Annotated in this window: 18 protein-coding genes and 1 tRNA gene; 5 read left to right on the forward strand and 14 right to left on the reverse strand. The window is 71.4% G+C overall.

Features of this window, described 5'->3' with window-relative positions; all coding sequences use genetic code 11:
* Positions 1-4: 4 nt before the first annotated feature.
* From ABZ354_RS08050 to ABZ354_RS08085, 8 genes are all read right to left on the reverse strand, one after another.
* Entirely contained in the window at positions 5-643 is a 639-nt protein-coding gene (locus ABZ354_RS08050; protein ID WP_358654149.1) for an LPXTG cell wall anchor domain-containing protein, read from the reverse strand.
* Between the two features lie 167 nt (positions 644-810).
* Entirely contained in the window at positions 811-1,299 is a 489-nt protein-coding gene (locus ABZ354_RS08055; protein WP_358654151.1) for a hypothetical protein, read from the reverse strand.
* A 54-nt stretch (positions 1,300-1,353) separates the two neighbouring features.
* Positions 1,354-1,956 (reverse strand): aminoacyl-tRNA hydrolase, encoded by a 603-nt coding sequence (pth, locus tag ABZ354_RS08060; protein ID WP_358654153.1) that lies wholly within the window; start codon positions 1,954-1,956, stop codon positions 1,354-1,356.
* Positions 1,957-2,083: 127 nt separating this feature from the next.
* The gene (locus ABZ354_RS08065; protein WP_358654155.1) at positions 2,084-2,677 is read right to left on the reverse strand and encodes a 50S ribosomal protein L25/general stress protein Ctc; all 594 of its coding nucleotides are present in this window, start codon (positions 2,675-2,677) and stop codon (positions 2,084-2,086) included.
* A 239-nt stretch (positions 2,678-2,916) separates the two neighbouring features.
* Entirely contained in the window at positions 2,917-3,897 is a 981-nt protein-coding gene (locus tag ABZ354_RS08070; protein ID WP_358654157.1) for a ribose-phosphate diphosphokinase, read from the reverse strand.
* A gap of 133 nt (positions 3,898-4,030) precedes the next feature.
* Complete coding sequence (glmU, locus tag ABZ354_RS08075; protein ID WP_358654159.1) at positions 4,031-5,476, reverse strand: bifunctional UDP-N-acetylglucosamine diphosphorylase/glucosamine-1-phosphate N-acetyltransferase GlmU; 1,446 nt, start codon at positions 5,474-5,476, stop codon at positions 4,031-4,033.
* Positions 5,477-5,603: 127 nt separating this feature from the next.
* Positions 5,604-5,677: transfer RNA gene (locus ABZ354_RS08080), tRNA-Gln, on the reverse strand.
* Between the two features lie 11 nt (positions 5,678-5,688).
* Positions 5,689-6,393: a hypothetical protein gene (locus tag ABZ354_RS08085; protein WP_358654161.1), complete on the reverse strand. Its 705-nt coding sequence runs from the start codon at positions 6,391-6,393 to the stop codon at positions 5,689-5,691.
* A gap of 168 nt (positions 6,394-6,561) precedes the next feature.
* On the opposite strand from ABZ354_RS08085, the gene ABZ354_RS08090 reads away from it, so the two are divergent.
* Positions 6,562-7,878 (forward strand): histidine kinase, encoded by a 1,317-nt coding sequence (locus tag ABZ354_RS08090; protein ID WP_358654163.1) that lies wholly within the window; start codon positions 6,562-6,564, stop codon positions 7,876-7,878.
* A gap of 51 nt (positions 7,879-7,929) precedes the next feature.
* On the opposite strand, the gene ABZ354_RS08095 is transcribed toward ABZ354_RS08090, so the two are convergent.
* Both ABZ354_RS08095 and ABZ354_RS08100 read right to left on the reverse strand, forming a co-directional pair.
* On the reverse strand, positions 7,930-8,424 hold the full coding sequence (locus ABZ354_RS08095) for an SUKH-3 domain-containing protein (RefSeq protein ID WP_358654165.1): 495 nt from the start codon (positions 8,422-8,424) through the stop codon (positions 7,930-7,932).
* Between the two features lie 47 nt (positions 8,425-8,471).
* Positions 8,472-8,993: a YwqJ-related putative deaminase gene (locus tag ABZ354_RS08100; protein WP_358654167.1), complete on the reverse strand. Its 522-nt coding sequence runs from the start codon at positions 8,991-8,993 to the stop codon at positions 8,472-8,474.
* A 297-nt stretch (positions 8,994-9,290) separates the two neighbouring features.
* Here ABZ354_RS08100 and ABZ354_RS08105 point away from each other — a divergent pair, with 297 nt between their 5' ends.
* Both ABZ354_RS08105 and ABZ354_RS08110 read left to right on the forward strand, forming a co-directional pair.
* Positions 9,291-10,307 carry an SMI1/KNR4 family protein gene (locus ABZ354_RS08105; protein ID WP_358654351.1) on the forward strand — a complete coding sequence of 339 codons (1,017 nt, stop codon included), beginning with the start codon at positions 9,291-9,293 and terminating at the stop codon, positions 10,305-10,307.
* Between the two features lie 8 nt (positions 10,308-10,315).
* Positions 10,316-12,916 carry an SUKH-4 family immunity protein gene (locus ABZ354_RS08110; protein ID WP_358654169.1) on the forward strand — a complete coding sequence of 867 codons (2,601 nt, stop codon included), beginning with the start codon at positions 10,316-10,318 and terminating at the stop codon, positions 12,914-12,916.
* 238 nt (positions 12,917-13,154) lie between these two features.
* On the opposite strand, the gene ABZ354_RS08115 is transcribed toward ABZ354_RS08110, so the two are convergent.
* The 4 genes from ABZ354_RS08115 to ABZ354_RS08130 all read right to left on the reverse strand — a co-directional run bounded on the left by ABZ354_RS08115 (position 13,155) and on the right by ABZ354_RS08130 (position 17,481).
* Entirely contained in the window at positions 13,155-14,768 is a 1,614-nt protein-coding gene (locus ABZ354_RS08115; RefSeq protein ID WP_358654171.1) for a cation acetate symporter, read from the reverse strand.
* Positions 14,765-15,241, reverse strand: a complete 477-nt coding sequence (locus tag ABZ354_RS08120) for a DUF485 domain-containing protein (RefSeq protein WP_358654173.1) — start codon at positions 15,239-15,241, stop codon at positions 14,765-14,767. The genes ABZ354_RS08115 and ABZ354_RS08120 overlap by 4 nt, the downstream gene beginning before the upstream one ends.
* A 220-nt stretch (positions 15,242-15,461) precedes the next feature.
* Entirely contained in the window at positions 15,462-15,965 is a 504-nt protein-coding gene (locus tag ABZ354_RS08125) for a GNAT family N-acetyltransferase (protein WP_358654175.1), read from the reverse strand.
* A gap of 19 nt (positions 15,966-15,984) precedes the next feature.
* On the reverse strand, positions 15,985-17,481 hold the full coding sequence (locus ABZ354_RS08130; RefSeq protein ID WP_358654177.1) for an MFS transporter: 1,497 nt from the start codon (positions 17,479-17,481) through the stop codon (positions 15,985-15,987).
* A 535-nt stretch (positions 17,482-18,016) separates the two neighbouring features.
* Here ABZ354_RS08130 and ABZ354_RS08135 point away from each other — a divergent pair.
* Together ABZ354_RS08135 and ABZ354_RS08140 are read left to right on the forward strand one after the other, a co-directional pair.
* Entirely contained in the window at positions 18,017-18,805 is a 789-nt protein-coding gene (locus tag ABZ354_RS08135; protein ID WP_358654179.1) for an ABC transporter ATP-binding protein, read from the forward strand.
* Positions 18,802-21,393 carry an FtsX-like permease family protein gene (locus ABZ354_RS08140; protein ID WP_358654181.1) on the forward strand — a complete coding sequence of 864 codons (2,592 nt, stop codon included), beginning with the start codon at positions 18,802-18,804 and terminating at the stop codon, positions 21,391-21,393. The genes ABZ354_RS08135 and ABZ354_RS08140 overlap by 4 nt, the downstream gene beginning before the upstream one ends.
* Positions 21,394-21,430: the final 37 nt, after the last annotated feature.

The raw sequence follows: 21,430 nt of genomic DNA on the forward strand, positions 1-21,430 counted from the left end.
TGCGTCAGCCGGCCCTGCGGCGCCGCACCGCCAGGTAACCGCCCGCCGCGAGCAGCGCCGCCGCCACACCCGACAGCAGACCCACCGGCGCGCCACTGCCCGTCTCGGCCAGGTCACCGCCACCGCCGCCCTGCGCCGACGGGGACGACGACGGCGCGGCCTCCGCCTCACCGGCCGGCTCGGGCGCGGCAGACGCGGACGCCGAGGCGGACGGCACCGGAGCGCCCTCCTCACCCTCCGCGCAGTCCGTCCAGAACACCTTGTGCTTCGCCGAACCGTGCTCGCCGTCGAAGTTCCAGAACAGCTTGTAGTGCCCGTCCGGCAGCGACAGGTCCTCCGTACGGCCATGACCCGAGCCGTCCAGCGCGAGATCACCCGACTTCACCGTCTCGCCCTTCACACCGCCCGTCGGTGCCCAGGACTCGATGTGCCAGTCCACCTGCTGACCGGCGTCGAAACCGAAAGCGTCCAGATAGAACGCGCACACGTGCGGCTGGTTCTGGCGCGGCTCCTCACTGGTCGACGCGTCATGAATCTTGACCGTGCCGTTGTCCCCGGAGGCAGTCGCATGAGCGACCGGAGCGGCGAACAGAGCGGCTGAACACGCGGCGGCGAATACGCCGGCGCGAGAAAGGGTACGCATGAGGCAGTCCGTCTTCGAAGTGGCGGCAGAGAAACATGTGGAGGGGGCGGCTCAGCTTCCAGCCGATGCCCGGGGCAGGTCAATCACGGAGCCGCAACACCCAGTTGCTCCACACGCGCACACAAACCGGCACGCCGCGTGAAGAACCGGCATCCCCCGCGCCCCGCTCACACCGCCACGAAAGCCCCCGTGAGCAACGCGATGCCGGACCCCGCCAGCACCCACGCCAACCGCGTCAGCCGCAGCCCCCCGGCCACCACCACCGACGCCAGCAACAACGCACCGCCCAACGGCACCCACGCGTACAGCACCCCCGCCGGGCCCGACCGCACCACGTCGTCACTCCCCGGCTTCACCACCACCGGGTACGTCCGCCCCGCCCGCACCGCGACCGACTTCTCCAGGACGACCCGATCCCGCGCCCGAGCACCCGCCGACAACGGCGCGAACGCCCCCGTGCACGACCGCTCCCCGCACCGCGCCACCTCCACAGTGCCGCGCTCCCGGCCCTTCGTCAGCATCACGTGCTGCGCCGTCCCCCACGACGCCCACACCCCCGCGACCAGGATCAGCACGGCGACCGCACCCATCACCAGCATCCGGCCGAACCGCAGCGCAATGGACGCACCGGGAGAGGAGGAAGCCGCAGAAGACATGGCCGCGATCTTTGGCCATGCCCACACACCCAGTCAACTCCCCCGAGGGACGTATCAGGAGTTGTACGTCCCCTGCGCCCGCTCCAAACCGTCCAGCACCAACGACTCCACCGCATCCGCCGCACGATCCACGAAGTAGTCCAGCTCCTTGCGCTCCGCCGACGAGAAATCCCTCAGCACAAAATCCGCCACCGGCATCCGCCCCGGCGGCCGGCCGATCCCGAACCGCACCCGGTGATAGTCCGGCCCCATCACCTTCGTCATCGACTTCAGACCGTTGTGCCCGTTGTCGCCCCCGCCCAGCTTCAACCGCAACGACCCGTAATCGATGTCCAGCTCGTCATGCACCGCCACCACACGCGCCGGCGGCACCTTGTAGAAATCCCGCAGCGCACCCACCGGCCCGCCCGACAGATTCATGAACGACATCGGCTTCGCCACGATCACCCGACGGCCCCCCGGACCCGGCACACCGATCCGGCCCTCCACGACCTGCGCCTGCGCCTTACCCGCCCGCTTGAACCTCCCCCCGGCCCGCTCCGCCAGCAGATCTGCCACCATGAAACCCACGTTGTGCCGGTTGCGCGCGTACTCCGGCCCGGGATTGCCCAGCCCTACGATCAACCACGGCGCCCCTGCGTCGGTCGTCACGTCCATGTCTCCTCGATACGCGTCCTGCCGCACGCCCGGCCACGCCTCTGACGACACGCCTGCATGCGCCCTGATACACGTCGGCCGCCGTCCCCCACGGGAACAGCGGCCGACCACTCGACGAAGCGGGGGATCAGCCCTCCGCGCCCTCGGCACCCTCGGTCTCGCCCTCCGAGGCCTCCTCGGCCTGCGCCGACAGCACCTGCAGGACCACCGCGTCCGCGTCCACGTTCAGCGTGACACCGGTCGGCAGCTTGATGTCCTTGGCCAAGATCGACGCGCCGGCCGTCAGACCCTCGATGGACACCGAGAGGGACTCCGGGATGTGCGTGGCCTCGGCCTCGACCGGCAGCGCGTCCAGGACGTGCTCCAGCAGGTTCCCACCCGGGGCCAGCTCGCCCTCGGTGTGCACCGGGATCTCCACCGTGACCTGCTCGCCGCGCGTCACCAGCTGAAGGTCCACGTGCTCCAGGAAGCCCTTGATCGGGTCACGCTGCACCGACTTCGGGATCGCCAGCTCGTTCGACTTGCCGTCGATGTCCAGCGCGATCAGCACGTTCGACGTACGCAGCGCCAGCAGCAGCTCGTGGCCCGGCAGCGTCAGGTGCAGCGGGTCCGAACCGTGCCCGTACAGCACACCCGGAACCTTCTTGTCACGGCGGATACGACGCGCGGCACCCTTGCCGAACTCGGTACGCGTCTCGGCGGTGAGCTTCACCTCGGACATGATCACTCCTCGAAGTCAGAAACGGACGTGGTCACCCGGCCACGAACGGCCTGCTACGAAGAGCGCGTCGATAACGGACAGCCGCGCCCGCCCCATACGAAGCGGTACGGCCTCCCTCGCCGAGCAACTTCAGCAGTCTACTCGGCGAGAGAGGCCGTACCCAAAACGATCACCAGCGATCAACGTCGGCCGACAGGACGTGCAGAACCCTTACTGCGGCGACCGTTCACTCCGCGAGATCACTGCTCGTCGAACAGGCTCGTCACCGAACCGTCCTCGAACACCTCACGCACCGCACTCGCGATCGTCGGCGCGATCGACAACACCGTGATCTTGTCCAGGTCCTCACGCAGCTCACCCGGCGTCGGCAGCGTGTTCGTCAGCACGAACTCACTCACCCGGGAGTTCTTCAGCCGGTCCGCCGCCGGACCCGACAGCACACCGTGCGTCGCCGTCACGATCACGTCCTCCGCACCGTGCGCGAACAACGCGTCCGCGGCGGCACAGATCGTCCCACCCGTGTCGATCATGTCGTCCACCAGGACACACACGCGCCCCTTCACCTCACCCACGACCTCGTGGACGGTGACCTGATTCGCGACGTCCTTGTCACGCCGCTTGTGCACGATCGCCAACGGCGCACCCAGCCGGTCGCACCACCGGTCCGCCACCCGCACCCGGCCCGCGTCCGGCGACACCACCGTCAGCTTCGTCCGGTCCACCTTCTTGCCCACATAGTCGGCGAGCAGCGGAAGCGCGAACAGATGATCCACCGGGCCGTCGAAGAAACCCTGGATCTGATCCGTGTGCAGATCCACCGTCAGCAGCCGGTCCGCACCCGCCGTCTTCATCAGATCGGCGATCAGCCGCGCCGAGATCGGTTCACGACCCCGGTGCTTCTTGTCCTGCCGGGCGTAACCGTAGAACGGCACGATCACCGTGATGGAGCGGGCCGACGCACGCTTCAGCGCGTCGATCATGATCAACTGCTCCATGATCCACTGATTGATCGGCGCCGTGTGGCTCTGGATCACAAAACAGTCCGCCCCACGGGCCGACTCCTCATAACGCACATAGATCTCACCGTTGGCGAAATCGAAGGCCTTCGTCGGTACGACCCCGACACCCAGCTGGTGGGCGACCTCCTCGGCAAGCTCGGGGTGGGCGCGGCCGGAGAAGAACATCAACTTCTTCTCGCCGGTCGTCTTGATCCCGGTCACAGCACTGTCTCCTCAGAGGTGTTCACAGCCGAGTGAAGGAGACCTCGCCGCTGGGCGCGAGAGGCCGTCTCAGCTGGTGGGGTGCGGGTGTGCGCTTATCACGGTACGCCGTGTTCAGAGCAACATATTCCGGTCAGTCGGCGCTGTCCGCCTCCCGGGAAGCCGCCTCGGCCGCCTTCGCCGCCGCGCTCCCCGGACGCTTACGGGCCACCCAGCCCGCGATATTCCGCTGCTGGCCCCGGGCCACAGCCAGCGAACCGGGCGGCACATCCTTGGTGATCACAGAACCCGCCGCGGTGTACGCGCCGTCCCCGACCGTGACAGGAGCCACAAACATGTTGTCCGAACCCGTACGACAGTGCGAACCCACCGTCGTGTGGTGTTTGTCCTGTCCGTCATAGTTCACGAACACGCTCGCAGCGCCGATGTTCGAGTACTCGCCGATCGTCGCGTCCCCCACGTACGACAGGTGCGGAACCTTCGTCCCCTCACCGATCGACGCGTTCTTCGTCTCGACGTACGTCCCGATCTTGCCCTTCGCCCCCAGCCGCGTCCCCGGCCGCAGATAGGCGTACGGCCCCACCGTCGCCTCCGGACCCACCACGGCCCCCGAAGCCACCGTGTTGTCCACCCGCGCACCCGCACCCACCCGGGTGTCCGTCAGCCGCGTGTTCGGCCCGACCTCACACCCCTCCGCCAAATGCGTCGCGCCCTGCAACTGCGTACCCGGCAGCACGGTCACGTCCTGCTCGAACGTCACCGTCACATCCACCCACGTACTCGCCGGGTCCACCACCGTGACACCCGCCAGCATCGCCTCGGTCAGCAACCGGTCGTTCAGCGTGCGCCGCGCCTCGGCCAGCTGCACACGGTTGTTGATGCCGGCGATCTCCCGGTGATCCGCCGCCACCGACGCACCCACCCGGTGCCCCGCCCGGCGCAGGATCCCGAGCACGTCCGTCAGATACTCCTCGCCCTGACTGTTGTCCGTACGGACCTCCTTCAGCGCGTCCGTCAGCAACCGGCCGTCGAACGCGAACACCCCCGAATTGATCTCCCGGACCGCCCGCACCGCCTCGTCGGCGTCCTTGTGCTCCACGATCGCCGTCACGGCACCCGAGGCGTCCCGCACGATGCGGCCGTAACCCGTCGCGTCCGGCACCTCGGCCGTCAGCACCGTCACGGCGTTCCCGTCCGCGGAATGCCTCGCGGACAGCTCGCGCAGCGTCTCGCCCGTCAGCAGCGGGGTGTCGCCGCAGACGACCACGACCGTCCCGTCGACCCCGCCGCCCAGCTCCTCCAGCGCCCTGCGGACCGCGTGCCCGGTACCGTTCTGCTCCGCCTGGACCGCGGTGCGCACGGTGGCGTCGGCCCCGGCGAGATGGGCGGTCACCTGCTCGCGGGCGTGGCCCACGACGACGACCAGCTCCCGCGGGTCCAGTGCGCGGGCGGCGGCCAGCACATGGCCCACCAGGGAACGGCCACAGATGTCGTGCAGGACCTTCGGTGTGGCCGACTTCATACGGGTGCCCTCACCCGCTGCGAGAACGACGACGGCTGCCGGGCGGTTGGCGCTCACGGGATGCCCTTCGGCTTCGGGTGGGGTGGACAACCGCAGGATACCGGGGCGATTTGTGAGGGGCATGAGAGCGGGTCCTGACGGGGCTGCCGCCGGCCGGGCTCGAAGGTGAGGAACTGTGGTGCTGTGGCTCCCGGAGAAGGATTCGAACCCTCATTCAACGGACCAAAACCGTTTGTCCTGCCCTTAGACGATCCGGGATTGTTTGTTCGCTATGTCCGATTCTGGTGATCGGCTTCGCGTACGGACTCCACTATGCCGTACCAGGAGCCCTCGATGCGACGGTACAAGTCGGCACTCTGCGCCACTTTGATCGCGAGGCAACCCCGGTAGGAATCGCCGACGTTCTTGCGGACCGTCAGGGGGTTGTGCCTTTTGACGGTCGTCTTGGTGAAGGCGGAGCGGTCGGTGCCCGTGAGGTCGGCCCAGTACCGCTCAGCGGCCGGGATGTCGGCCGTCTCGTGGATCATGACCGTGCAGCGGAGGTGCTCGCGCCCGACCCCGAGCAGATCGAGCCATGCCAGGTAGACCTGGACCATGCTCGGATCGCTGTTGACGAAGATGACCTTCTCCCGCCTGGCGTGCGGCTTGTCCTTGGAGCCCTCGGCCCAGTACAGCCCCACACCCAGCAGGAACAGCTCCCGTTCCGTCAGGGCGCCGATCTCCCGCTTCGCGGTCTCCTTGGTCTGCTGCCGCTCCTCCTCGCGGAGGCGCAGTCGCTCCTCCCAGCCCCGTCTGGCGAGCGCAGACGACTCTTCCCGGGTCCGTTTCTGCCGTTGCGGCTTCGGCAGGTCCCGTACCCACAGCGACACCGAGCTTCGCGAGCAGTCGAGCTCGGCTTCGATCTGGTCGTAGGTCCAGCCCTGGAGGCGTAGCTCGCGGGCCCTGGTCCGGAGGTGGGGTTTTGGCTGTGCCATGGGCATACGGTCTGGGGGGAATGTGGGGTTCCGGGGGTGGTCCGTGAATCATTCAGTCGTTCGAGGGATATCGCGTTATTGCGCTTCCGGTCTGCCACTCGGTGTGGTGGGTGGTGGGTGCGGGAAACTCGCCGGAAAACGTCGTGCGCGCGCCCGTAGGCTGGAGGCATGACCTCGACGGGGGAAGACCAGGGGGCGGCCCGGGGAGGGCCGTTGTGGTGGGGGAGATGGCGCGGTGCGCTGCTCGACACAGGGCTGGCCACGGTGTCCGCGCTGGAGTGTGCCGTGGAGGGTGTGCCGTTCGCGCGGGATGCCGGGATTCCGGTCGGTGCGGGGCTGGTGTTCGGCCTGCTGGCCGGTTCGGTGCTGCTGGTGCGGCGCAGGTGGCCGGTCGCGGTGGTGCTGGTGGCGGTCGCGATCACCCCGGCCCAGATGGGCTTCCTGATGGGTGTGGTCGGGCTGTACACGCTGTCGGCCAGTGAGATGCCGCGCCGGATCATCGCGTCGCTGGCGGGAATGTCGCTGGTGGGGACGTTGATCGTGACGTTCGTGCGGGTGCAGCAGAGCATGGCGCGGGGCGAGTGGACGCTGGGGGACCGGTTCATGCCGTTCGCCGCGATCGCCACGTCGTTGGGTGTGACGGCGCCGCCGGTGCTGCTGGGGCTGTATGTGGGGGCGCGGCGCCGGTTGATGGAGAGTCTGCGGGAGCGTGCGGACAGTCTGGAGCGGGAGCTTCAGTTGCTGGCGGAGCGTGCGGAGGAGCGGGCCGAGTGGGCGCGTAATGAGGAGCGGACGCGGATCGCCCGGGAGATGCATGACGTCGTTGCGCATCGGGTGAGTCTGATGGTGGTGCACGCGGCGGCGTTGCAGGCGGTGGCGCGGAAGGATCCGGAGAAGGCGGTGAGGAATGCCGCGCTGGTGGGGGACATGGGGCGGCAGGCGCTGACGGAGTTGCGGGAGATGCTGGGGGTGTTGCGCAGTGGTGGGGAGGCGGCGCGGCGGGAGCGGGTGAGGTCGGTGCCGGCGGCTCCGTTGGCCGCGGTGGGGGTGGCTGCCGCGGCGGCTGCTTCGCGGGCGGCGGAGGGGGAGGGGCCGTGTCTGTCGGAGTTGGGGGAGTTGGTGGGGCAGTCCGCCGCGGCGGGGATGGTGGTGGATCTGTCGGTGGACGGGGAGGTGCGGTCGTATGCGGCGGAGGTGGAGCAGACGGCGTACCGGGTGGTGCAGGAGGCGTTGACGAACGTCCACAAGCATGCGGCGGGTGCGAAGACGTATGTGCGGTTGGCGCATCGGGTGTCGGAGATCGCGATGCAGGTGGAGAACGAGCCGCCGCCGGAGGGGGCGTCGGCGTCGTCGGCGCGGTTGCCGTCGGGTGGGAATGGTCTGGTGGGGATGAAGGAGCGGGTCGCGGCGTTGGGTGGGGTGTTCGTGTCGGGGCCGACGGACGGGGGCGGTTTCCGGGTGTCGGCGGTGATTCCGGCGGTGTAGGGCTCGTGTTTGCGGGGTTTCTGGCCCGTTTGGCCGGTCTGGGGCGGTGTCTCAGGCGGTGGTCAGGCGGGCCGGTTCTGTTCCGGTGACGAGGGCGGTGAGGGCGTGGTCGATGTCGGGGCCGAGGTACCAGTCGCCGGTGTGGTCGAGGGTGTAGACGCGGCCCTGGGTGTCGATGGCGAGGAGGGCCTGGGTGTCGGTTTCGGCGCCGATGGGGGAGATCTCGGTGTTGAGGGCGCGGCCGAGGTCGCCGAGGGTGCGGGCCATGTGGAGGCCGTGGAGGGGGTCGAGGTGGAGGGTTGCGGGGGCGATGCGGCGGCCGGGGCCGGTGGGGGTGATGTGGAGGGTGCCGAATTCTGCCCAGGCTTCGACGGCGGCGGGGAAGACGTCGTGCTGGTGGCCGCCGGGTGAGGTGTGGGCGCGGAGGGTGTCGGCCCAGATCTCGGCCTGTTCGATGTTCCGGCGTCCGGGGTGCCAGCCGGCGGTGCGCAGGGCGGTGTCGACGGGTGCGGGGAAGCGGGTGGTCGGGGTGCGGTCGGGGTGCATCGGCCCTTCGTTCGTCTCGCCGTGTCGTTCGTCGGTGGTGGCCGGGGTCAGCGGTGGTGCGTCGTGGGGTCGACGATGTGGACGCCGAAGTGGGCGCTGAGGGCGGTGCAGGCGCGGCAGGGGGTGGCGTAGCTGCCGTGGAGGGGGTCGCCGGCTTCGCGGATGCGGCGGGCGGTGAGTTTGGCGTTTTTGAGGGCTTTGCGGGCTTCGCCGTTGGTCATGGGTTTGCGGGCGGCGCGTTTGCTGCGGGCTTCGTCGGCGGTGGTGAGGTGCCGGGAGATGAGGATGGTTTCGGCGCAGCGTCCGGTGAAGCGGTCGCGTTGGTCGCTGGTGAGGGCGTCGAGGAAGTCCTGGACGAGGGGGTGCAGGGCGGGGGGTGTGTCGCCGCGGGCGGCGGTGCCGGTGAGGGTGGTGCCGCGGACGGAGAGGGCGGCGGCGACGGTGGGGAGGATGCCGTCGCGGCGGTGGCGCAGGAGGGGGGTGTCGTGGGGGCCGGTGGTGGCGGTGCTCCAGCCGATGCGGGGGTCGCCGGACCGGTCGGGGTGCGGCCCTGCCTGTGTCGCGTTCATGATCATCTTCCTCCCCGGGTGTCCCGGAGGTCACAGGGTGCCAAATGGCGTGGCTGGTGGGGAAGCTGGGGCGGGGCGACACGCCAGAAGCGGGGTCGGCTGTCACCTTGAGGTGTCGGCCGGTTACGGAAGTGGAGGGGGCGGTGACCGGTGACCGGTGACCGGTGTCGTCGTACGGCATAGGCTGTCGGCACCGCGTTCCGCGCGGTGATCTTGGACGTGACAGTCGAGACGGGTCGTGGTTGCCGAGGGTGGTCGCCGCGGGTCGTACAGAGTGCGCCGCAGGGGGCAACCGCCATGACGACAGGTCGGCTCGGGCTGGGGGCACCTCACGGCCGCCAGGCCGGGGGACACGCCGCGCCGCCGAACGCGGCCTATGCCGGGCAGGTCGTGAACTTCCCGGATCCGGTCCGTGCTGCCCGTCATCCCAGGGGGGTGCGGGTGGATGAGCGTGGGTACCCCGATTTCTCGCCGTATGCGCGGGTGGCGGTGGAGATCGCGGAGCCGCCGGAGGGTTTCGGGGTCGATGAGCTGCGGCTGACGGACTACGTGTCGGCGAACGCGGCGTTGTCGGCGTCGGGGCACGAGTTGTGGGACACGGTCGCGCCGGTGGCGACGCCGCACGGCTGGACGTGGCATCACGTGGTGGGGTCGCGGCGGCTGGAGCTGGTGCCGGTCGAGGTGAAGGCGTTGCTGCGGCATCACGGCGGGATCGCGACGTCGTCGGCGGATCAGGACAAGCGGGGTACGCGTCCGTTGCAGGAGACGCGGCCGGCGCACTTCGGGCTGCCGAAGTCGGGTGTGGCGGTGACGGAGGCGCAGGTGCTGGGGGTCGAGGAGGATCTCGGGTACCGGCTGCCGGGTGCGTACCGGTCGTTCCTGAAGGCTGCGGGCGGGTGTGCGCCGGTGGGTACGGCGCTGGACGCGGAGCTGGGTCTGCTGCTGGACCAGCCGTTCTTCACGGTGCGTGACGAGGCGGCGGTCAATGATCTGCTGTACGTCAACAAGTGCCTGCGTGATCACCTGACCAAGGACTATCTGTGTGTGGCGTTCGTGCAGGGTGGTCTGCTGGCGGTGAAGGTGCGGGGCGAGCGGGTCGGTTCGGTGTGGTTCTGCGCGTACGACGACGCGCGCGACGTGGATGCGTCGTGGCCGCCCGCCGAGCGGATGGAGCGGCTGTTGCTGCCGTGCGGTGAGGACTTCGACGCGTTCCTCGCGCGCCTGGCGGGTTCCCCGCCGGAGCTGGAGACCGTGGCGAACCTGATGGTGGACGGCGGCTTCGCGCGTGCCGTCGCCGTTTCTTCCGGGGAGTGAGCTGACCGATGGTGACGTTCGCGCAGGCGCAGGAGCGCGCGGAAGAGTGGATCAACGGTGATGTGCCGGCGTACCAGCATCGTGAGGTGCGGGTGCGGGAGTTCGATCTCGGGTTCGTGGTGTGGGCGGAGGACCGTGCAGACGGTCCGCGTTCGGACGGTGGCGGGCAGCGGCTGGTGATCGCCCGGGACAGTGGTGAGGCGACGCTGTGGCCGGCGCTGCCGGTGGGCGAGGTGGTCCGCCGGTACGAGGAGGAGTACGGCCGTGAGGGCACGGCGGGCGATCCGGCGCCGGCGCCGCCGGCGCGGGTGGATCTGAATCAGACGTCGTTCCTGCTGAGTCCGCCGGAGTGGTTGCAGGAGGCGGCGGACAAGCTGGGCATTCCGGATCGCCGGGGCGAGTCGGCCGGCGGCGGTGCCGGGTCCGAGGAGCCGGTGGCTGCCTCGGGTGCGGGTTCCGGGGGTCCGGCCGGGAGCGGGGAGTTGCCTCAGACGCAGGCCGGGGTGCCCGGGGGGGCCGCCGGGTCCGGGCCGACCGTGCCGGCCGGAGCGACGCCCTGGGCCGGGACGGACACCAACGCGGACCCGGGGGACGACCGTTCCGTACCGCTGCCCGAGACGGTGTTCGCGCAGCAGATCGGCGACCTCGCGGGCGGTCCTCCGCCGCCCTCGACGACGCCGGAGGCCAAGACGGCGTTGATGGAGGGCGGCAGCCGGCTCCCGCGGACGGCCATGGCCCCGGCGGTCGACGACCCGAATGCGCCCGGCGGCCCCGGTGCGCCGGGTGGATCGCAGGGTGCGGGGGTTCCGGGTTTCCCGGGTGCTCCGGCCGCGCCGCCCCCGCCTGCCGGTGTTCCGCAGGGCGGCACGCCGCCGCCCGGGCAGCCGTACGGATATCCGCAGGGGCAGGTGCCGGCCGCGCCCGGTACGCCGCCCGCGGGTGTGCCGGGGGCGGCGGGGCAGCAGTCGTCGCAGGCGTTCGCGCCGGACGCCGGTGACATCGCCGACGCCGCGACCAGCAAGGCCACTCCGCCGCCGAGGCGTGAGCGGGGCGGCGTGACTCCGCCTCCGCCGCCGGGTGCCCCGGGCACGCCGGGCGCCCGCCCGGGGAGCACGCCGCCGCCGTCCGCGCCCGGTACGGCGGGTGGTGCGGCGGGTGGTTACGTGCCGACGCAGATGGTGTCGGCGCTCGGCCCCGGCGGGCCGGTCCTTCCGGGTGCCCCCGGCGCTCCCGGTGCTCCGGGCACGCCGCCGCCCCACCCGCCCGGTGGTACGCCTCCGGGCGGGGTGCACCACGCCGCGACGATGCTCGCCGACCCGGGCCGGATGGGCGGCGGCGGTCCCACGCCGCCTCCCCCGCCGGGTGCTCCCGGGGCTCCGGGCGGGCCGGGTACGCCGTCGGGCCCCACGCCTTTTCCGCCGTCCGCACCGGGTGCGCACGGCTCGGCGGGCGGTGCGGGGGGCGCCGTGCACCACGCCGAGACGATGCTGGCCGGGCCGCCGGTGGCGGGCCCCGGGGTGCCTCCGCCGCCCGCGCCTCCGGGTGCCCCGCAGCCGATGCCGCCCGGGGCGGTGCCGCCGCCCGCCGGGCCGGTGCCGGGGCAGCCTCCGGGGTACGGCTACCCGCAGCAGGGTCTGCCGACGGTCGGCCCCGGCTACCAGGCCGTGCTGCGCTACCGGGCGCAGGACGGTTCCGAGCAGCAGCTGATCCGGCGTTCCGCGCCGGGCACGCCGCACCCGGAGTGGCAGATCTTCCACGAGCTGCGTGCCATGAACGTGCCGCCGGACCAGGTGCTGGAGCTGCACACGGAGCTGGAGTCCTGCGAGCTGCCGGGCGCGTACTGCGCGCGGATGATCCGGGAGCAGTGGCCGCAGGCCCGCATCACGTCGATCGCGCCGTACGGCGCGGATCACGCGAGCCGGCAGCAGGGCATGCGGCAACTCCTCGCCCACCAGGGCGAGCTGCACCAGGTCGCGGACGGGCCGGCGCGCCCGGCGCCGGTGCGGGCGCCGCTGCCGCCGGTGCAGCCCGTGGGGCCGGTTCCGCCGGAGGCGATCGCGCAGGAGCTGGCGGCGGCGTTCGGGCCGGGCGTGTTCCGGTTCGAGCAGGCCGCGGTGTCCCGGCAGGGCGTGCCGCCGGTGGTGGCGCACACGCTGGTGGTGGCGGGCCTGCCGATGGACCTCGGCCCGTTCTTCTGGGCGCAGGCCCAGCCGGGGCGTCCGGTGCCGACGCTGGCGGAGCTGGCGGCGGAGCGCGGTGTGCAGCCGGCCCCGGACGCGGGCTCGTACCTGGTGGTGGGCAGCGACTTCGGCAGGGCGCTGTGTGTGCAGTACGGCACGGCGAACATCGTCGCGGTGCCGGTGGAGGCCGGTCCGGGCGGTGCGCCGGTGCCGCCGCAGTTCGTGAACACGGGTCTGCCGGAGCTGGCGCGGTGCCTGGGGCTGCTGGGCCGGATGTGGCGGCTGCGCTTCGGTCTGAACCAGGAGCAGGCCGGCCGCTGGACCGTCGACTTCCAGGCGCAGCTGGCGGCCCTGGACCCGGCGGCGCTGGGCTCGCCGGAGAGCTGGTGGTCGGTGCTGCTGGAGCAGATGTGGGACGGGCTGCTGTGACCCGTCGGCGGTGACCCGGTCACCGGTCGCCGGTCGCCGTCGAAGTGCCGGTGGCCCGGTCGCCGGTCGCCGTAGAAGTACCGGTGGCCCGGTCGCCGCCCACCGTCGAAGTGCCGGTGGCCCGGAGGCCGGTTGCCGCGACCCGGCCGTGGTGATCGTCGGCCGGATGCGCGTACGGGGTCCGTCTCCTCCTGCCGGCAGCAGGAGACGGACCCGGTCGCAGAGGGCGCGGCGCTCCTCAACTCCCCTTCCGTACCGCCCCCGCGAGGATCCGCGCCTCCACGGCCTCGTACTGTCGGCGCTGCTCCTCCGTCTGGGCGCGGCCGGACAGCGCCGTGCCGAGCCAGCCGCAGGCGAAGCCGAACGGGATGGAGACCAGGCCGGTCGTGGTGAACGGGAACCAGTTGAAGTCGGCGTCGGGGAACGCGGAGGCGGGGGAGCCGGAGACCAGGTTGGTGCCCGGCATCAGCAGCAGCACGGACAGGGTGCCGCCGATGAGCGTGCTGAGCAGGCCGGTTGTCGTGTAGCGGCGCCAGAAGAGGCTGTAGACCAGCGCGGGCGCGATGGCCGAGGCGCCCAGGCAGAACGACAGGGTGATCAGCGGCTGGAGGCTGCGGTGCTGCACCATCGTCGCCAGCACGATCGCCACGACGCCCACCACGAGTGCCGAGACGCGGGCGCAGGCCATCTCACGGCGCGGTGACATGTTCTGTGCGCGGGCCGCGAACACGTCGTGGGCGAGGGAGTTGGCGCAGGCCAGGATCATGCCGGCGACGGAGGCGAGCACGGTGAGGAAGACGGCGGTGGTGACCGTCGTGAAGAGGAAGGTCTCCGCCGAGGACACGTCGGTGCCGAGCGCCGCCCGGGAGCCCAGCAGGTACGCGGTGTTGCCCTGCGGGTCGACCTGGGCGACGCCCTCCCGCCCGATGAGGGCGGTCGCGCCGAAGCCGATGACGGTGACGACGAGGACGAACAGCGCGACGCACGACACCGCCCAGGACATGGACCGGCGCACCTGGCGGGCGCTGGAGGCGGTGTACATGCGCATGGTGATGTGCGGCAGGCAGGCGCCGCCGAGGACGACGGTGAGTTCGGCGGAGATCATGTCGATGCGGGGATCGGCGCCGCCCGCGAACTGCAGTCCGGACCGGAGGAAGGCGGGTCCGACGCCGCTCCGGCCGGCCGCGGTGGTGAACAGGGCGCCCGGGTCCCAGCCGAACCGGTCGAGGACGAGGACGGCGATCACGCCGCCCGAGCCGAGCAGCATCACGATCTTGAGGATCTGGATGAGGGCGGTGCCCTTCATGCCGCCGATCGCCGCGTAGCTGATCATCAGCAGGCCGACGCCGATGATGCAGCCGGTCTCCATCGTGTCGCCGGAGAACCCGAGGATGAACGCGAGCAGCTGGCCGGTGCCGGCGAGCTGGACCAGCATCAGCGGCAGCAGCGCGGCGATCGTCACCGCGCAGGCGGTCATGCGGACCCCGCGCCCGGCCGTGCGGCGGGTCAGCGCGTCGCCCATGGTGAACCGGCCCGCGTTGCGCAGGGGTTCGGCCAGCAGGAACATCAGCAGCATCAGGGACAGCGCGGTGCTCAGGGCGAGGACGACACCGTCGTAGCCGGCCAGGGCGATCACGCCGCAGGTGCCGAGGACGCTCGCGGCGGAGATGTAGTCACCGGCGATGGCCAGGCCGTTGCGGATCGGCGACAGCGAGCTGTAGCCGGTGTAGAACTCGTCGAGGTCGTCGCGGTCGGGGCCGGTCATCACGCACAGCAGCAGCGTGATGGCGGTGACGGCGGAGAAGCCGACCAGGGACATCGCCTGCGCGTTGCCGCTGAATTCGGTGATCACCGGTTCTCCTCCCGCTTGGCGTCCAGCGCGGTCTGCCTGCGGATGCGGTCCGCGAGGGGGTCGACGTAACGCCGGGCGGTGTGCTCGTAGAGGGCGATCGCCAGCCAGGTGACGGGCAGTTGGGCCAGGGCGAGCAGTACGCCGGTGGGCAGGCCGTCGACGACGGTGCGCGACATGAAGGACGGCGCGTATGCCGACAGGATCAGGAACAGGGTGAAGTAGCCGAGGGCGGCGAGCGTGGCGGTGCGCCGCTGCCACCGGTAGGCGCTGCGCAGGACGCGCAGGTCGCTGTGGTGACCGAGTGCGGCGTGCCGCCTGCCGCGGGGGCGTTCGGGCGCGGCGGGCGGGTCGGGCTGCCACGGGTAGGTGACCTGGGCGGGCACCGGGCGGGGGGAGGGGTCCGGCGGGTACGGCGGTGGGGGCGGTGTGGGGGAGGGTGCGGGGCGTGGTCGCGGGTACGGGTCGAAAGACATCCCGTGGCTCCTTGCGCGGCTCGGGGCCCGGCGCGGCGGACCGCAAGGGAGGTGGGGGGTGGCGGGTCCCGCACGTTACTCGCCAGTTCATGAACGCGCGACGGTTTCGTCAAACTGAGCGGTCGGTATGCGTTTTCCGCGGCTCGGCCGTGACCTTACCCCTGGTTACCCGGACTTTTGGGACACGTTTTCCGACTGGTCGGTCTTTTCTGATGACCCGTCAGAGGCCGAGGAGCCGGCGCCGGTAGTGGATGCCGGGCCGGCCGCCCGCGGTGCGGTCCCCGGTGGCCGTGAAGCCGTTGCGGGCGAGGACCGTCATGGACGCCGCGTTGTCCCGCGTGGTGACAGCGGTCAGCGCGACGAGACCGTACGACCGCGCCGCCGTGCGGCACAGGCCGGCCACGGCCGCCGTCGCCACCCCGCGCCCGGCCGCCCGCCGCCCCACGCGGTAGCCGAGTTCGGCCGAACCGTCCGCGACGTCGACCAGGTTCACGCGGCCGATCAGCTCGCCCGCCGCGTCCAGGACGACGTGGAAGTGGCAGACGCCCGCCTCCTGTTCGGCGAGCAGCGCCGCGTGCCGGGCGGCGAAGCCGTCCGCCGTGAAGTACGCGTCGCCGCGGTCGGACACCGAGGCCGCGAAATACGCCCTGTTGTCCTTCTCGAAGGCCAGCAGGGCGTCGGCGTGGTCCGCGCGCAGCCGCCGCAGGGTCACCGGGGTCACCATGGCGGCAGGGTACGGACTCTCAGTCCCTCAGCACCGGGAATTTCCGCGGTGCCAGCAGCAGGAGGACGAGGAAGGCCAGGGCCGCCGCGCCCGCCGCTCCCAGGTACACGGCGTGGACCGCGTCGGCGATGGCGCGGCGGGTGGACTCCGGGGCGGTGCCCGCGTCCAGGGCGCGGGTGACGGAGTCGAGGTCGCCCGCGCCACCGAGCCGGGCCGCGAGCACCCCGTTGGCGACGGCGCCGAAGAGGGCCGCGCCGATCGTCTGGCCGGTCTGCCGGCAGAACAGCACCGACGCGGTCGCCGTGCCCCGCTCCGCCCAGCCCACCGTCGACTGCACGCCCACGATCAGCGGGAGCTGGAACAGGCCGAGCGCCGCGCCCAGCAGCAGCATCAGCACCGTCGGCTGCCACGCCCGGCCCGGGTAGGGCAGCAGCGGGAACGCGGCCAGGACCAGGGTGGCCGCGCCGATGCCGAGCATCGCCGTGTTGCGGAAGCCGATCCTGCGGTAGACGTGCTGGCTCAGCGCCGCCGACACCGGCCAGCTCAACGTCCAGACGGACAGCACGAATCCGGCGGTTACGGGCGCGAGCCCCAGCACCGACTGGGCGTACGTGGGCAGGAACACGGACGGCGCCACCATCAGCAGGCCGAGCGCGCCGAGGGCGAGATTGACGGCGGCGATGGTGCGGCGGCGCCACACCCAGCCCGGGATGATCGGCTCCGCCGCGCGCCGCTCGATCAGCACCACCGCCGCCAGCAGCGCCAGTCCCGTACCGAACAGCGACAGCGACGGCGCCGACAGCCACGGCCAGGCCACCCCGCCCTGCACCAGCGCCGTGAGCAGGACGCCGCCGCACGCGAACACCGCGAGCGCGCCCGCCCAGTCGACGCGGGGGCGGGCGGCGGGCGTGTCCCGCTCGGGTTCGTGCAGGTGACGGACGACCAGCCACAGGGCGACCGCGCCGATCGGCAGGTTCACCAGGAAGATCCACCGCCAGTCCGCGTACGCCGCGAGGACACCGCCCACCCCCGGTCCGGCCACCGCCGACACCGCCCACACCGTGGACAGTTTCGCCTGGATCTTCGGACGCTCCCCGAGCGGATACAGGTCGGCCGCCAGCGTCTGCACCGTGCCCTGGAGCGCGCCGCCGCCCAGGCCCTGGACGACGCGGAACGCGATCAGCGCGGCCATGTTCCAGGCGAGCGCGCACAGCAGCGACCCCAGCAGGAACACGGCCGCGCCCGCCACCAGCACCGGCTTGCGGCCGAAGGTGTCGGACAGCTTGCCGTACACCGGCAGCGTCACCGTCACGGCCAGCAGGTAGCCGGAGAACAGCCACGAGAACACGGAGAAGCCGCCGAGGTCGCCGACGATCTGCGGCACGGCCGTGGACACGATCGTCGAGTCGAGCGCCGCCAGCGCCATCGCGAGCATCAGGGCCGCGACGACGGCACCCCGCCTGTCCGGTCCGGTGCCGCGCGCGGTGTCCCGTGTCGCCGGTCTGGTGCTGTCCACCGAAGTCCCTCCCCGTTCCCTCTGCCGGCCCGCCCGCGCGGCCCGTCCGGGGGCTCCGGCGTATGCCTGCCCCTTGCATCCATCTGCCTCTGCGACAGCTTCCCACTTGATCCTCACGCGACGGCAGGGTGCACGGTGACTGCACCGGACGGCGGACCGACCCCGAGACCGGGTCCACCTGCGGGTGGACAGCCCCTAGGGGGAGTTCCGTACTACGGCTCGGGGAGGGTTCGTACCGCTGGAGGACGAGACGGCCCGTCTGCCGTCCTTAACCTGGCTTTACGTCGCCGGGAAGCGGGGTCGGACACCACCGGGAAGCGGGACGGTCGTACGGACCGCACCTGCGGAGGTGGGGTTTTCCCCCGCACGGAACGGGGCCGTGCACCAGCGCGCAACGGGGGCCCGGCGGGCCAGACTCGACGACGCAGGCACCACGCACCACCGACCGGCGCGAGCACCGCACCACCACACCCACCGGCATGGACCGCCGCGGCACACACGCGACTCCAGCAGTGACCGACATAGGAGAATTACCGTGACATCGGCTGTAACCATTCCCAGGCACGGGGGCACTGGAGCGAATACGGCCGTTGCCGCGCGGGCGCGGCAGGTCGTCAAGGCGTACGGGGCCGGGGAGACCCGCGTCGTCGCCCTCGACCACGTCGACGTGGACATCGCCCGCGGCCGGTTCACCGCGATCATGGGCCCTTCGGGCTCCGGCAAGTCCACGCTGATGCACTGCCTCGCCGGGCTCGACACCGTGACGTCCGGGCAGATCCACCTGGACGAGACCGAGATCACCGGCCTGAAGGACAAGAAGCTCACCAAGCTGCGCCGGGACCGCGTCGGGTTCATCTTCCAGGCGTTCAACCTGCTGCCGACGCTCAACGCCCTCGAGAACATCACGCTGCCCATGGACATCGCCGGCCGCAAACCCGACAAGGAGTGGCTGGAGCGGGTCGTGACGACCGTCGGACTCGCCGACCGGCTCAGGCACCGGCCGACGCAGCTGTCCGGCGGGCAGCAGCAGCGGGTCGCGGTCGCACGGGCCCTGGCCGCCCGGCCGGAGATCATCTTCGGCGACGAGCCGACCGGCAACCTCGACTCCCGCGCCGGCGCGGAGGTCCTCGGCTTCCTGCGCCGCTCCGTGGACGAGCTCGGCCAGACCATCGTCATGGTCACCCACGACCCGGTGGCCGCCTCGTACGCGGACCGGGTGCTCTACCTCGCCGACGGCCGCATCGTCGACGAGATGGACCGGCCCACCGCCGAACAGGTCCTGGACCGCATGAAGGACTTCGACGCCCGGGGGCGTACGTCATGACCGTGCTCAAGACCTCCCTGCGCAACTTCGTCGCACACAAGGGCCGGATGGCGCTGTCGGCGATCGCCGTACTGCTGTCGGTGGCCTTCGTCTGCGGGACGCTCGTCTTCACGGACACGATGTCCACCACGTTCGACAAGCTGTTCGCCGCCACCTCCTCCGACGTGACGGTCAGTACGGAGAACGCCTCCGACACCGGCGAGACCACGTCCGACACCGGCCGGCCCCCCGTCATGCCGGCCGCCGTCCTCGACATGGTGCGCGCCGCCGACGGCGTGAAGTCCGCCGAGGGAGCCGTCTTCTCGACCTCCGTGACCGTGGTCGACGCCGACAAGGACAACCTGTCGCCCACCGGCGGCGCGCCGACCATCGTCGGCGGCTGGAACAGCAACGAGGCCCGCACCATGGACATCACGTCCGGCGCGGCGCCCAGGAACGCGGACCAGATCATGGTCGACGCCGACACCGCCGACCGGCACGACCTGACGCTCGGCGACGAGATAGGCGTGATCACCGCCGTCGGCACGCACACCGCGAAGATCTCCGGCATCGCCGACTTCACCGTCACCAACCCCGGCGCCGCGATCTTCTACCTCGACACGAAGACCGCCCAGCAGGCCCTCGTCGGCGAACCGGACGTCTACACCAACGTCAACGTCACCGCCGCGGCCGGCGTCAGCGACGCGCAGCTGAAGAAGAACGTGACGGCCGCGCTCCACGGCACCGACTACGCCGGCTACAAGGTGCGGACCGCGAAGGAGACCGCCGACGCCAACCAGAAGGACGTCGAGGGCTTCATGAGCGTCATGAAGTACGCGATGCTCGGCTTCGCCGGGATCGCCTTCCTCGTCGGCATCTTCCTCATCATCAACACCTTCTCCATGCTGGTCGCCCAGCGCACCCGCGAGATCGGCCTGATGCGCGCCATCGGCTCCAGCCGCCGGCAGGTCAACCGGTCGGTGCTCGCCGAGGCCCTGCTGCTCGGCCTCGTCGGCTCCCTGCTCGGCGTCGGCGCGGGCGTCGGGCTCGCGATCGGCCTGATGAAGCTCATGGGCCGGATGGGCATGGAACTGTCCACCGACGACCTCACCATCGTCTGGACCACGCCCGTCGTCGGTCTCGTCCTCGGCGTCGTCGTCACCGTCCTCGCCGCCTACCTGCCCGCCCGCCGCGCCGGACGCATCTCCCCGATGGCCGCGCTGCGCGACGCGGGCGCCCCCGCCGACGCCCGGGCCGGCCTGGTGCGCGGCATCATCGGCACGGTCCTCACCGCGGGCGGCGCCGGCGCGCTGTACCTGACCGCGCAGGCCGACAAGGCCTCCGAGGGCTCGCTGTGGCTCGGCCTCGGCATCGTGCTGACCCTGATCGGCTTCGTCGTGATCGGCCCGCTCCTCGCGGGCGGCGTCGTCCGCGTCCTCGGCGCCGTCCTGCTGCGCGCCTTCGGACCCGTCGGCCGCATGGCCGAACGCAACGCCCTGCGCAACCCGCGCCGCACCGGCGCCACCGGCGCGGCCCTGATGATCGGCCTCGCGCTGGTCGCCTGCCTGTCCGTGGTCGGCTCCTCCATGGTGGCGTCCGCGACCGAACAGCTCGACAAGACCGTCGGCACGGACTTCATCGTCCAGTCCGACACGGGGCAGCTGATCACCCCGGAGGCGGTGCGGGCCGCGAAGGCGGCGTCCGGCATCGCGTCGGTCACCGAGTACAAGTGGACCGAGGCCGACTTCACCACGCCCGACGGCAAGACCGTCAAGGACACGGCGATCACGGCGGCCGACCCGTCCTACGCCACCGACCTGCGCACCGAGACCGTCGCCGGTACGCTCACCGACGCCTACCGGCCCGACTCGATGTCCGTCCACGAGAAGTTCGCCGAGGACCACGGCATCAGGATCGGCTCGACCGTCGACGTCGCCTTCAAGGACGGCTCCACCGGCCGGCTCACGGTCCGCGCCATCACCAGCAGCGACGTCGTCATCGACGCGGGCGCGATGTACACGTCCATCGACACGCTGGCGACGTACGTCCCGGCGGCCAGGATGCCGCTCGACCAGCTGCTGTTCGCCTCCGCCGAGGACGGCCGGGAGGATGCGGCGTACACCTCCCTGAAGTCGGCGCTGCACGACTATCCGCAGTACACGGTCCGCGACCAGACCGACTACAAGGAAGCCCTGAAGGACCAGATCGGCCAGCTCCTGAACATGATCTACGGCCTGCTCGCCCTGGCGATCATCGTCGCGATCCTCGGCGTCGTGAACACCCTCGCCCTGTCGGTGGTGGAACGCACCCGGGAGATCGGCCTGATGCGGGCGATCGGCCTCTCCCGCCGCCAGCTGCGCCGCATGATCCGCATGGAGTCGGTGGTCATCGCCCTGTTCGGCGCGCTGCTCGGCCTGGGCCTCGGCCTCGGCTGGGGCGCCACGGCCCAGCAACTGCTCGCCCTGGAGGGCCTGACGGTCCTGGACATCCCGTGGCCGACGATCACCGGCGTCTTCGTGGGCTCGGCCTTCGTGGGCCTGTTCGCCGCCCTGGTCCCGGCGTTCAGGGCGGGCCGCATGAACGTCCTGAACGCGATCGCGACGGAGTAGCTCCGCGGGGGAGAGGGTCCGAAAAGGGGGGACTGGA

The organism is Streptomyces sp. NPDC005925 (genome assembly GCF_040638805.1).
Classification (GTDB): domain Bacteria; phylum Actinomycetota; class Actinomycetes; order Streptomycetales; family Streptomycetaceae; genus Streptomyces.